This is a genomic window from Allobosea sp. TBD101, assembly GCF_059817965.1.
Genome location: NZ_CM187543.1, coordinates 2,035,369 through 2,046,890, shown reverse-complemented (window position 1 = coordinate 2,046,890; position 11,522 = coordinate 2,035,369). Strand labels below are relative to the sequence as shown.

The following is an 11,522-nucleotide window of genomic DNA, read 5'->3' as shown; positions in this document are numbered from 1 at the left end:
CAGAGCGGTCACGCCCCCCCCCCTGGACACTAGATTAGAATTATTCTAAACAATGACCAATAATCGCTCGCGCAGGTGCCGCAATGCCCGCTCTCTTCCCCATCTTTCGGCCAACCCGCCGCAGGTTTGACGATCTCAGCGCGCAAGAGGTGTTGTCGCTCGCCATACTCGCGGAGGAAGAGGATGAGCGCATCTACGCCGCCTACGCGGCCAATCTGAATGAGAAATTTCCGGCCTCGGCTGCAATGTTTGACGCCATGGCAGCCGAAGAGAACGAACATCGGCGCCTCTTGCTCGACCTTTATGTCCGCAAGTTCGGTTCGACGATCATTCCCATTCGTCGCGAGCATGTTGAAGGCTTCTACACGCGGCGCCCTTTGTGGCTGGTGAAATCCCTGCCATTGGAGCGTGCACGAGCCGATGCCGCCGACATGGAGCGGCAAGCAGAGGCCTTCTATCGGCTGGCTGCGTCGCGCAGCACCGATGTCGAGACACGTAAGCTCCTCGGGGATCTTGCCGCCGCAGAAGCCACCCATGAGCGCAAGGCAACGGCGCTGCACGAGGGCCTTTCGAAAGGCGACGAAGGGCAGGCCGAAACGGAGCACGCCAAGCGCCAATTCGTACTGACATGGGTTCAGCCGGGGCTTGCGGGCCTGATGGACGGCTCAGTCTCAACCTTGGCCCCGATCTTCGCCACTGCGTTCGCAACGCAGAACCCTTGGACAACCTTCTTGATCGGCCTGTCGGCATCCATTGGCGCTGGCATTTCCATGGGGTTTACCGAGGCCGCCCATGACGACGGCAAGCTATCCGGCCGCGGAGCACCGTGGAAGCGCGGGCTGGCATCGGGCGTCATGACTGCTGTCGGCGGCCTCGGCCATGCCCTGCCGTACCTCATCCCGCACTTCTGGACCGCGACGGCCATCGCGCTCTGTGTGGTGTTTGTGGAGCTCTGGGTGATTGTCTGGATACAGAACCGCTACATGGAAACCCCGATAGGCCGGGCCATGTTCCAGATCATTCTTGGCGGCATGCTCGTCCTGGCAACGGGCATTTTGATCGGCGGGGCGTAAGCAAAAGGCGAACGCGGCGATGCAGAACCGTTCTGACGAAAATCACTATGACAACACGAGTGTCAGCTTCCACTGGATAACGGCGGCACTTGTCTTGCTGCTCTGGCTCATGGCGCAAAGCGAATCTTTGCTTCCACAGGCGTTGCGGCACGGCATGTGGTCTGCCCATATCGCAACGGGCGCGTTGCTCATCCTTGTTTATTGTACGCGTGTGGTTTGGAGGCAGTTCGCAGGCGCACATCTGGCCTCCGTCAACTCAGGTGTGCTGAAGATCGCCGAACACCTCGTCCATGGCCTGCTTTACCTGCTCCTCGCAGCGACGCTCGTGGCTGGAATCGCGAATGTTACTGCGCGCGGCTGGGACCTTTTCGGCTTAGTCCAGATACCGGCATTCGCAGCAGACGACAGGGCTCTTCGGCGATCCATTAACGGGTGGCATGAGCTTGCAGCGAATGGCCTTATCTGCCTGGCAGCAATCCATGCCATTGCAGCGATGTTTCACCAGTTCGTGTTGCGAAATGGCCTGCTGAAGCGGATGTGGTTCACACGACCATGATCGCCACGACATGTCATCAAATGGCAATCGGCCCATAGAGTCGAGTGACCGAAGCTCCAAGATCGACCGAACACGGATTTTTCCCGTCGTGCTGCTCACGCTCATCGAGGCCGGTTTAAGCCCCCGATTTCAGCTCGGTCCGAAATGAGCAGGAGTTCCAAAAGAACCCGAATTTGATGCGAGGGGAGAAAGTGGCGGCCCCGCAGAACTTATCCCCGCCCCACTCCCCGCTCCCCTATCCTGCACGCGTCCCATCCGACCGGGAGGGCTTCGCGAGACATCGTGGGCCGGAGGGGATTGCGGGTTTCGCGCCCCGGACCGTTGCGGGTTCATCAGGCGCGCAGGTGCCGACTTCGCACAGGCCGAACAGGCAGGCCTCCGCCCTCAAGCATCGAACCGAAAAGTGGAACCGACCTTTCGGATGAATCGATGCTGAAACAGAGAGCTGGATCGCCGCGCGTCCCCGGACGCACGGCGATCAGGCGGCGTCCAAGCGGAGCAGACCCCCAGATACCCGTGCGCGGAGCGGGGCAGCGCGAGGTCGTCTCTGTTCGACATCATCGGCATCGACTCGACACCGGCACGCAGCCGTCGACTGCGAACGCCGTCCGGCTCCGCGCATTCCCCCGGATGCCAACATCCAAAACCCCGCAGGCCGGGCCTGGACGGGGCTTTCGGCGCGCATCATGTCGCGTCAAGAACCATCGCGCCGGACAGGCGGCGATAACGCCGGTCCGGTCGTCATTTTCAGGCGCGCGCCCGCCAACACCCCGCCGCGCGCGGCAGGCGAGCCCTACGGCAACAGAATGGTCTCAGAGTACTTTCAGGTCGCCCGCGGCCGTCTTGCCGCGCTCGGTCTTCAGCTCGAACGAAACCTTCTGCCCTTCCGTCAGCGTCATCATTCCGGCCTCTTTCACGGCCGTGATGTGCACGAACACATCCTTGCCGCCGTCCGCCGGTTGAATGAAGCCGAAACCCTTCTCAGTATTGAACCACTTCACGGTTCCGGTCGCCATCGCCACATCCCTCGAAGCCAAAGCGTCTCATGCTGGCACAGGGCGCATGGCTCCTATGCCGGCAAGGCAGGATTGACCGAAAACCTGTCCTTGTCGAGATGAAAGGACAGGCAGGCACCGCCTCCTGCTTTCAAGATTTTGTCAACGCGATCCATGTCTTGGCAGCGGCGCGAGAAGAGTCACTCGGACAGGCTTTCGCTTCGTTGGGAGGCACGACCCAGCGCCTCCACCCGCGATGATTGCCGTGTCCTTGCCTGCTCAACCTCAAGCCGATGACGACGGTCTCGCCGGCCTCGAACGTCATCTTGGCGAAACCCTTCCTGCCCCGCCGCCAGCCAACAAGCTCGCGACCTTCCGACGATCGGTCCCGATCATGGCCAGTCGTCTTGAGCGACGGGACGGCACAGGCCATTTTCCTCCATCGGCCGCCCCCTCCAGAGGCATCGGGCCCTCAACGACCGCATCCCGCCAGGCGCCCCTATCCGGCGCGATCCTTGCTTGACCTCTGGCGCCGGAAGCCGCCAGCCGATACAGGCCTCGCAATGTCCCAAACCGTCAGCGCCGCCATGCCGCAGCAGCACCGCTTCTACGAAGACCTCCTCGCCCTGCCGCTGGGCACGCTGATGATCAGCTTTGGCATCGTCCTGTTCGCGAAGGCGACGCTCTTGACCGGCGGCGCGGCCGGGCTCGCCCTCCTGCTGCAATTCGGCACGGGCGCGGATTTCAGCCTGCTCTTCTTCGTCATCAACCTGCCGTTCTACTGGCTCGCCTTCCGGCGGATGGGCCTGCCCTTCACCTTGCGCACCTTCGCCGCCGTCGGCCTCGTCTCGGTCTTCGTCTGGGCGACGCCAGGCTGGTTCCGCATCGAGGCGGTGGCGCCGCTCTACGCCGCCATCGCCGGCGGCGTCGCGATGGGGCTCGGCCTGCTGGCGCTCGCGCGCCACCGTACGGCGATCGGCGGGGTCAACATCCTCGCGCTCTATCTGCAGGAGCGCCATGGCCTGCGCGCCGGCTGGGTTCAGCTGGGCATCGACGCCGCGATCTTCGCCGCCGCGCTTTTCGTGCTGCCGCCCGACAAGGTCGCGCTCTCGCTCGTCGGTACGCTCGTGCTCAACGCCATCCTCGGCATGAACCACAAGCCCGGCCGCTACATGGCTGTGTCCTGACGAAAGGCCTTCCGCGCCTCGGAACGGTTGCGCCCTGCCCGCCAGCATGCGAGCAAGCCCGTAGGACAAGACGGGACGCCAACGGCGAGACGAGACATGGCCCAGCCCCTGACCATCGAAGACCTGCGCCTTCTGGCCAAGCGCCGCGTGCCGCGCATGTTCTACGACTACGCCGATTCCGGCGCCTGGACCGAGGGCACCTACCGCGCCAACGAGACCGACTTCGCCAAGGTCAAGCTGCGCCAGCGCGTCGCGGTCGACATGACCAACCGCTCGCTCGCCTCGGAGATGATCGGCCAGCCGGTTTCCATGCCGGTCGCGCTCGCCCCAACCGGCCTCACCGGCATGCAGCACGCCGATGGCGAGATCCTCGCCGCCAAGGCCGCCGCCAAGGCCGGCGTGCCCTTCACGCTCTCGACCATGAGCATCTGCTCGATCGAGGATGTCGCGAACCACACCCAGGCGCCGTTCTGGTTCCAGCTCTATGTCATGAAGGACCGCGACTTCATCTCGCGTCTGATCCAGCGCGCCAAGAAGGCCGGCTGCTCGGCGCTGGTGCTGACGCTCGACCTGCAGATCCTCGGCCAGCGCCACAAGGACATCCGCAACGGTCTCTCCGCCCCGCCGAAGCCGACCATCGCCAACCTGATCAACCTCGCCTTCAAGCCGCGCTGGTGCCTGAAGATGCTGGATACGCCACGCCGGCAGTTCGGCAACATCGTCGGCCATGTCACCGGCGTCGCCGACATGTCCTCGCTCTCCTCCTGGACCGCCAGCCAGTTCGATCCGAAGCTGAACTGGGACGACGTCCAGTGGATCAAGGACCAGTGGGGCGGCAAGCTGATCCTCAAGGGCATCCTCGATCCGGAAGATGCCGAGATGGCGGCCAAGAGCGGCGCCGACGCGCTGATCGTCTCGAACCATGGCGGCCGCCAGCTCGACGGCGCTCTGTCCTCGATCGAGGCCCTGCCCGGCATCGTCGAGCAGGTCGGCAACCGCATCGAGGTCCTGTTCGACGGCGGCATCCGCTCGGGCCAGGACGTGCTGAAGGCGATCGCGCTCGGCGCGCACGGCACCTTCATCGGCCGCGCCTTCCTCTACGGGCTGGGCGCCATGGGCGAGCAAGGCGTCACCGCCGCGCTCGACATCATCCGCAAGGAGCTCGACACCACCATGGCGCTTTGCGGCCTGCGCGATATCAAGGATGTCGACGAACGCATCCTCGTCGGCGGCCGCGCGGGCGCGATCAAGCGGCTGGCCACGGCCTGAGTTCCACGCCAGAGGGTGTCCGAGATGTCAGAGCAGCCGGTCAAAGGACCCGCATCCTACTTCCCCTCCATCGAGAAGAAGTACGGCCGCCCGATCGCCGAATGGAAGGCGATGGTACGCGCCCGCCTCCCCGCGAAGCATATGGAGCTGGTCGCGATGCTCAAGGCGGAGCACGGCATGGGCCACGGGCACGCCAACGCTATCGTGGCCCATACCTTCGCCGAGGACGCGAAGTAACCGGTTCCGGCCAGACCACGCCGCAAGACGACAGAAGGCCCGGCGGATCGCGTCCGCCGGGCCTTCCTTATTTCCGGAGAAGATCCCGCCCCGCGATAACGCGCGAGACGGGCAACTCATGATCAGACGCGATACCAGGACGCCAGGTTCCAGGTGTCGACATCCCAGCCCGAATGGTCATGCGAGAGGGTGTTCGACGCGGCGACCACCTTCTTGCGCGACAGGATCGGCAGAATGACGTTGGCCTCGCAGAAGATCTCGTTGACCTTGATCAGGAGCGCGGCGCGCTTGGCCGGGTCGAGCTCCTTCTGGGCAGCCTTGTAGGCTTCGTCGGCCGCCGGGTCCGTGTAGCGCGAGACGTTGCGGCCCAGCCACTTGTTCTCCTTGTTGGCGACTTCCCACGAGGTGAACTGGTTGAGGAAGCGCTCCGGATCGGGCTGCGGCTGCGTCGTGGTGTACATCTCCATGTCGACATACAGCTTGGTGTAGGTGTCGGGGTTGGCGACGTCCGACGAGAAGAACACCGAAGCGGTGACCGACTTCAGCTCGATATCGATGCCGGCGCGCTGGCACGCCTGCTTGATGATGGCCTGCACCTTCTGGCGCGGAGCGTTGATCGAGGTCTGGAAGACATATTTGAGCTTCTTGCCGTCCTTCTCGCGGATGCCGTCCGAGCCCTTCTTCCAGCCGGCATCGTCGAGGATCTTGTTGGCCTTCTCGATGCTGAACTCGTACTTGAGCTTGGTCGACTTGAACTGCTTCGGCTCGTTGACGAAGCTCGCCGTGGCAGCACCAGCGCGGCCGTAGATGAACTTCTGGATCGAGTCGCGGTCGATCAGCAGGTTGATCGCCTGGCGCACGGCAGGGTCGCTCAGCGTCGGGTGCTTGGTCTTGACGCTCGAACGCTCGCCATCGACTTCCGTCCACGGATCGGTCGTGTTCAGCGTGACGAACTCGATGTCGCCGGCAGCAGCCGCGCTGATCTTGCCGCGACCACCGGTCTCCATGCGCTTGAGGACCTCGTCCTCGACCAGCGTGTCCCAGGCGTAGTCGTACTCACCGGTCTGCAGGACGGCGCGGGCCGCCGAGACGGCATCACCGCCGCCCTTGATCTCGAACGTGTCGAAATGCGGGCGGTTGGCGACGTGGTAGCTCTCATTGCGGGTGCCCGACAGGATGTCGCCCGGCTTGAAGTCGGCGAACTTGTACGGGCCGGTGCCGACGGGCTTCAGGTTGGCCGGAGCCTCGCGCGACTTGGCACCCTTGTACTCGCCGAAATGATGCTTCGGGATGATCATGCCGGCGACGCCGACGAAGGGGTCAGCCCAGAACGGGGTCGGCTTGGCGAAGATCACCTTGACGGTGAAATCGTCGATCTTCTCGACCTTGATGTCCTTGTAGGCGCCGGTGGTATAGGCCGCGGTCGCCGGGTCGGCCGCATATTCCCAGGTGAAGACGACGTCGTCGGCCGTGAACGGCTTGCCGTCATGCCACTTCACGTCCTTCTTCAGCTTCCAGATGACGGTCGTGCCGTCCTCGGACAGGCCGCCATTGGCCTTGGTCGGGACTTCCGCCGCAAGCTGCGGGATCAGGTTGCCTTCCTTGTCCCAGCCGGCGAGCGGCTCGTAGAACACGCGCGAGGCGATCTGGTCCTTGGTGCCCGAGGCGAAATGCGGGTTCAGCAGCGTCGGAGCCTGCCAGAGCAGCATCTTCAGCGGGCCGCCGCCGCCAGCCTTGGTCGGCTTGTACTCGAGCGTGGCATTGGCCATCGCAACATCGTTCCAGGAGAGGATCTGGGTCGCGATCGGCGCGGTGATGCCCAGCGCCGCCATCTTCTGGATGAAGGAGCGCCGCGAGAGGCCACCTTCCTTCACATCCTGCACCATACCCTGGATATACTGACTAGTCATAATCAACCTTCACGTCATGGCAGCAAGAACACGATCAATAACTTGACCAGTTCCAGATCGGATTTATCAGTTCCAAGGCGTAGAATTGCTTTGGACGCGACTCTGCTCCTAGGAGCCGCTGCCTTAAACATAACTTAAGTCGTCAGACGGAAACCGCATGGCGGACCTGCTTGTCACTCGGGACGCCGGCTAAATTACGCTAATTCCAAAGGAAAATGCCTCGCGATCACTTTCCGATGCGTTCAGGATAATTCCCTGAGACCGCCGGGCGTGTCGATCTGTGCGCGATAGCGCAGTTCGGCCCCGTAGGTGACGCCGGGCGGCCGTTCGACGGCCAGTTCGTGCAAAAGCGCCGAGACCTTCCCGGCCTCCGGATGCTCCAGCGAGAACCCGCGCAAGCGCGCGCCCAAATCGGCGATCGTCGCCATCGAGCGCGGCTTGCCACGCCGGTCGATGATCGAGGGAGCCGCCCCGCCCCAAGGCAAAGAGCCGTCATCGGGAATGGCGAAATCAAAGACGGGATCATCCGTCGGCAGCCCGACCTTGCGGCCGAAGATCGCCTCCCGACCTTTCAGGACATCGTCGATCCCATCGGTCCGGGCGACCCAGCCACGCAGGCGGCGGCCGGCATCCCAATCCCGCCTGACCTGCTTCTGGTCATCGAGCCCGAACCAGCACGCGCGCCCGGGATGCACCCCGTCGGGATCGAGCGCGACGATCTCCAGATAGACCATGCCGCCGAGCTGAAGCAGGTGGTTCCAGGTCCCCATATAGCCGTGCCGCTGCCCGAAGGGCACCTCGAGATCGAGGCAATCGCGCACATGCGCTACGCCTTCGGCGAGCGTGGGCGCGATGACGGTGAGATGGTCGAGGGTCAGCATGCCGTCAGTTGAAGCCGGGGCGCGACTGTAGTCCAGCTTCTGTAGCACTGAACCGCTTCATCGCGCAGGCATGCGCCTTAAAGCAACACATGAAAAAGCCCCGCGGACCTTGCGGCACCGCGGGGCTTTTTGAGTCAGATATCAAGCACTCAGCGCGAGAACTTCTTGTACTGGATGCGCTTCGGAATGGTCGAGTCGATGCCGAGGCGGCGCTTCTTGTCTTCCTCGTAATCGGCGAAATTGCCCTCGAACCACTCGACATGGCTGTCGCCTTCGAAGGCGAGGATATGGGTCGCGATGCGGTCGAGGAACCAGCGATCGTGGCTGATGATCACGGCGCAGCCGGCATAATCCTCCAGCGCCTCTTCGAGCGCCCGCAGCGTGTCGACGTCGAGGTCGTTGGTCGGCTCGTCGAGCAGCAGCAGGTTGGCGCCGGACTTCAGCATCTTGGCGAGGTGGACGCGGTTGCGTTCACCTCCGGAGAGCGAGCCGACCTTCTTCTGCTGGTCGCCGCCCTTGAAGTTGAAGGCCGAGCAATAGGCCCGCGAATTGATCTCTTTCTTGCCGAGATAGATGATGTCGTTGCCGCCGGAGATCTCCTCCCAGACGTTCTTCTTGTCGTCGAGCGAGTCGCGGCTCTGGTCGACATAGCCGAGCTGGACGCTCTCGCCGACCTTGATCGTGCCGGCATCCGGCTTCTCGACGCCGGTGATCATCTTGAACAGCGTGGTCTTGCCGGCGCCGTTGGGGCCGATCACGCCGACGATGCCGCCCGGCGGCAGCTTGAACGAGAGATCGTCGATCAGGAGCTTGTCCTGGAAGCCCTTCGAGAGCCCCTCGAAATCGACGACGTTGTTGCCCAGCCGCTCGGCGATCGGGATGATGATCTGCGCGGTATCGGGGCCCTTGTTGTTGGCCTTCTGCACCAGTTCGTCATAGCGCTGGATGCGGGCCTTGCTCTTGGCCTGGCGGGCCTTCGGCGAAGCCGCCATCCACTCCGCTTCGCGCTCCAGGGTCTTCTGGCGCGAGGCGTCCTCGCGGCCTTCCTGGGCGAGGCGCTTCTGCTTCTGCACCGACCAGGCCGAGTAGTTGCCCTCGTAGGGAATGCCCTGGCCGCGATCGAGCTCGAGGATCCAGCTGGTGACGTTGTCGAGGAAGTAGCGATCGTGGGTGACGATCAGGATCGCGCCCGGATAGGTCCGCAGGTGGCCTTCGAGCCAGGCGGTGGTCTCGGCGTCGAGATGGTTGGTCGGCTCGTCGAGCAGCAACAGCTCAGGCTGCTCCAGCAGGAGCTTGCACATGGCGACGCGGCGGCGCTCGCCACCCGAGAGCTTGTCGACAGCCCAATCGTCCGGTGGGCAGCGCAGCGCGTCCATCGCCTGGTCGACCTTGGAATCGAGATCCCACAGGCCCTTCGCCTCGATCTCGTCCTGGAGATTGGTCATCTCGTCGGCGGTCTCGTCCGAGTAGTTCATGGCGAGTTCGTTGTAGCGGTCGAGGATAGCCTTCTGCGGCGCCACACCGAGCATGACGTTCTCGCGGACGGTCAGCGTCTCATCGAGCTTCGGCTCCTGTGGCAGATAGCCGACGCGCGCGCCTTCCGCGACCCAGGCCTCGCCGGTCCATTCCTTGTCCATGCCAGCCATGATCTTGAGCAGGGTCGACTTACCGGCGCCGTTGACGCCGAGCACGCCGATCTTGGCGTCCGGATAGAAGGACAGGTGGATGTCCTTCAGCACCTGCTTGCCGCCCGGATAGGTCTTGGACAGGCCGCGCATATGGTAGATGAACTGGCGGGACATGGGGCGAGCGGGCTCCGCTTTCGAACGCTTGCGACAAGGATGTCGGGAAATCTGGCCGCTATGTAGCGGTGAGCCGCGCCGCCCGCAACCGCATCCGGCGCATTGCGGAGGCGGGACCTGTCCGGAACAATGCCGGCCTGCGACAGCGGGAGGGGTTTCGCGATGGAGGACCGGGACGGCAGAACGACAGTGGCGCTGAGGCTGCGCGACGGCGCCCAGCTCTTCAACACGCTCGACCCTTTCCCCTTCCGCGAGGGTGACCTCGCACCCGAGGCTGAGGAATACATCGTCGACTGGGCCCGCGACCTGCCGAAGGACGAGCCGATCGCGATCGTGATTCATCTCGAAAGGCCCGATGCGCCCGACAGGCCGGTTCCCGATCTCGCCAACGCCATCACCGGCTGGTTCGCCGGCCGGGCGAAGGCAGAGACCCATGCGCTGCGCGAACTGTTCCATGACGGCCGCCTCGCCTTCGCCATCGGCTTCGTCGGCCTCGCCGCCTGCCTGTTCCTGAGCTGGCTGCTGACGAAGGCCTATGAAGGTCCCTTCGCCCGCCTGTTTCAGGAAAGCCTGATCATCATCGGCTGGGTGGTGATCTGGCGCCCGGCCGAGATGTTCCTCTACGACTGGGTTCCGATCCTGCGACGCAGGAAGCTCTACCGCCGTCTCGCGACCGCGACGGTCGAGATCCGACGCTCCGCGCCTGTGTAACGGTTCACGAAACCGCCAGCGCGCTTTTCAAGGCCCGTCCTTTGCCTGATCGTTGCGGGCAACGCGCAACCGGAGCCGGACGATGAATCTGTCGCGCACCTTCGGGTTATCGGCTTTCGCCGGCATCGTACTGAGCGCTGCCCTGGGCTTCGCTCCAGCCCGCGCCCAGTCGAACGAACCCGGCTGCCGGCCCGAGATGGCGAGCCTCGGCCTGCCCATCCACCGGGTGCAATTGGCAAAGGACGAGGCCCGGTTGACCTTTGTCGGCCACGCCACCTTCCTGATCGAGACGCCCGGCGGCGTGAAGATCGCGACCGATTACAACGACTATGTCCGCCCGCCGGTGACGCCCGACATCGCCACGATGAACAAGGCGCATTCCACCCATAACTCGCGTAGCCCGGACCCCGCCATCAAGCATGTCCTGCCCGGCTGGGATATGTCCGGCCAGGGCGCGGCGCAGCATGATCTCACCTACGGCGATGTCCGCGTCCGCAACGTGCCGACCAATATCCGCACCTATGAAGGCGGCACGGACTATGACGGCAACTCGATCTTCATCTTCGAGATCGGCGAGCTCTGCATCGCCCATCTCGGTCATCTGCATCACCCGCTGGAGCCCGGCCATCTGCGCGCGCTCGGCCGGGTCGACATCGTGCTCTTCCCGGTCGACGGCAGCTACACGCTGGACCAGACCGGGATGCTGGACGTCCTGAAATCGATCCAGGCGCGGGTGATGATTCCCATGCATTTCTTCGGCGGCGGCACGCTGAACCGCTTCCTCGCCCGCACGCAGGACATCTGGCCGGTCGAGCGCCGCGAGCAGCCAACGATCACGCTGGGCAAGGCGACGCTGCCGGCCAAGCCCACCATGATCGTCCTGCCCGGGCACTAGGTCAGC

The 11,522-nt window shown here is 63.9% G+C and carries 11 protein-coding genes; 7 read left to right on the top strand and 4 right to left on the bottom strand.

The window, feature by feature from the left end; genetic code table 11:
• The first annotated feature begins 83 nt into the window (after positions 1–83).
• Both mbfA and AC6RIC_RS09815 read left to right on the top strand, forming a co-directional pair.
• Positions 84–1,073, top strand: coding sequence for an iron exporter MbfA (gene mbfA, locus AC6RIC_RS09820; RefSeq protein ID WP_499736030.1), 990 nt, complete (start codon positions 84–86; stop codon positions 1,071–1,073).
• A gap of 19 nt (positions 1,074–1,092) precedes the next feature.
• The gene (locus AC6RIC_RS09815; protein ID WP_499736029.1) at positions 1,093–1,629 is read left to right on the top strand and encodes a cytochrome b; all 537 of its coding nucleotides are present in this window, start codon (positions 1,093–1,095) and stop codon (positions 1,627–1,629) included.
• A gap of 812 nt (positions 1,630–2,441) precedes the next feature.
• Here AC6RIC_RS09815 and AC6RIC_RS09810 read toward each other — a convergent pair.
• Positions 2,442–2,645 (bottom strand): cold-shock protein, encoded by a 204-nt coding sequence (locus tag AC6RIC_RS09810; RefSeq protein ID WP_199091797.1) that lies wholly within the window; start codon positions 2,643–2,645, stop codon positions 2,442–2,444.
• Between the two features lie 542 nt (positions 2,646–3,187).
• Between AC6RIC_RS09810 and AC6RIC_RS09805 the strand changes: the two genes are divergently transcribed.
• From AC6RIC_RS09805 to AC6RIC_RS09795, 3 genes are all read left to right on the top strand, one after another.
• Positions 3,188–3,811, top strand: a complete 624-nt coding sequence (locus AC6RIC_RS09805) for a YitT family protein (RefSeq protein WP_454656119.1) — start codon at positions 3,188–3,190, stop codon at positions 3,809–3,811.
• A gap of 96 nt (positions 3,812–3,907) precedes the next feature.
• Positions 3,908–5,080 (top strand): alpha-hydroxy acid oxidase, encoded by a 1,173-nt coding sequence (locus AC6RIC_RS09800; RefSeq protein ID WP_499736028.1) that lies wholly within the window; start codon positions 3,908–3,910, stop codon positions 5,078–5,080.
• A 24-nt stretch (positions 5,081–5,104) separates the two neighbouring features.
• Positions 5,105–5,317 (top strand): DUF4287 domain-containing protein, encoded by a 213-nt coding sequence (locus tag AC6RIC_RS09795; protein WP_499736027.1) that lies wholly within the window; start codon positions 5,105–5,107, stop codon positions 5,315–5,317.
• 122 nt (positions 5,318–5,439) lie between these two features.
• Here AC6RIC_RS09795 and AC6RIC_RS09790 read toward each other — a convergent pair whose 3' ends face one another.
• From AC6RIC_RS09790 to ettA, 3 genes are all read right to left on the bottom strand, one after another.
• A complete protein-coding gene (locus AC6RIC_RS09790) occupies positions 5,440–7,227 on the bottom strand; it encodes a peptide ABC transporter substrate-binding protein (protein WP_499736026.1) in 1,788 nt (595 codons plus the stop codon).
• Positions 7,228–7,469: 242 nt separating this feature from the next.
• Entirely contained in the window at positions 7,470–8,156 is a 687-nt protein-coding gene (locus tag AC6RIC_RS09785) for a VOC family protein (protein ID WP_499736025.1), read from the bottom strand.
• A gap of 101 nt (positions 8,157–8,257) precedes the next feature.
• Positions 8,258–9,910 (bottom strand): energy-dependent translational throttle protein EttA, encoded by a 1,653-nt coding sequence (gene ettA, locus AC6RIC_RS09780; RefSeq protein ID WP_499736024.1) that lies wholly within the window; start codon positions 9,908–9,910, stop codon positions 8,258–8,260.
• 162 nt (positions 9,911–10,072) lie between these two features.
• Between ettA and AC6RIC_RS09775 the strand changes: the two genes are divergently transcribed.
• Positions 10,073–10,621 carry a hypothetical protein gene (locus AC6RIC_RS09775; protein ID WP_454656113.1) on the top strand — a complete coding sequence of 183 codons (549 nt, stop codon included), beginning with the start codon at positions 10,073–10,075 and terminating at the stop codon, positions 10,619–10,621.
• Positions 10,622–10,703: 82 nt separating this feature from the next.
• A complete protein-coding gene (locus AC6RIC_RS09770) occupies positions 10,704–11,516 on the top strand; it encodes an MBL fold metallo-hydrolase (protein WP_499736023.1) in 813 nt (270 codons plus the stop codon).
• Positions 11,517–11,522 lie beyond the last annotated feature (6 nt).

What these genes read in the sequence shown, in the direction of transcription:
- AC6RIC_RS09805 (WP_454656119.1), top strand. Translation starts at nt 3,188, where the DNA reads ATGTCCCAAACCGTCAGCGCCGCCATGCCGCAGCAGCACCGCTTCTAC.
- AC6RIC_RS09795 (WP_499736027.1), top strand. Translation starts at nt 5,105, where the DNA reads ATGTCAGAGCAGCCGGTCAAAGGACCCGCATCCTACTTCCCCTCCATC.
- AC6RIC_RS09770 (WP_499736023.1), top strand. Translation starts at nt 10,704, where the DNA reads ATGAATCTGTCGCGCACCTTCGGGTTATCGGCTTTCGCCGGCATCGTA.
- AC6RIC_RS09790 (WP_499736026.1), bottom strand. Translation starts at nt 7,227, where the DNA reads ATGACTAGTCAGTATATCCAGGGTATGGTGCAGGATGTGAAGGAAGGT.
- AC6RIC_RS09815 (WP_499736029.1), top strand. Translation starts at nt 1,093, where the DNA reads ATGCAGAACCGTTCTGACGAAAATCACTATGACAACACGAGTGTCAGC.
- mbfA (WP_499736030.1), top strand. Translation starts at nt 84, where the DNA reads ATGCCCGCTCTCTTCCCCATCTTTCGGCCAACCCGCCGCAGGTTTGAC.
- AC6RIC_RS09775 (WP_454656113.1), top strand. Translation starts at nt 10,073, where the DNA reads ATGGAGGACCGGGACGGCAGAACGACAGTGGCGCTGAGGCTGCGCGAC.
- ettA (WP_499736024.1), bottom strand. Translation starts at nt 9,910, where the DNA reads ATGTCCCGCCAGTTCATCTACCATATGCGCGGCCTGTCCAAGACCTAT.
- AC6RIC_RS09800 (WP_499736028.1), top strand. Translation starts at nt 3,908, where the DNA reads ATGGCCCAGCCCCTGACCATCGAAGACCTGCGCCTTCTGGCCAAGCGC.
- AC6RIC_RS09810 (WP_199091797.1), bottom strand. Translation starts at nt 2,645, where the DNA reads ATGGCGACCGGAACCGTGAAGTGGTTCAATACTGAGAAGGGTTTCGGC.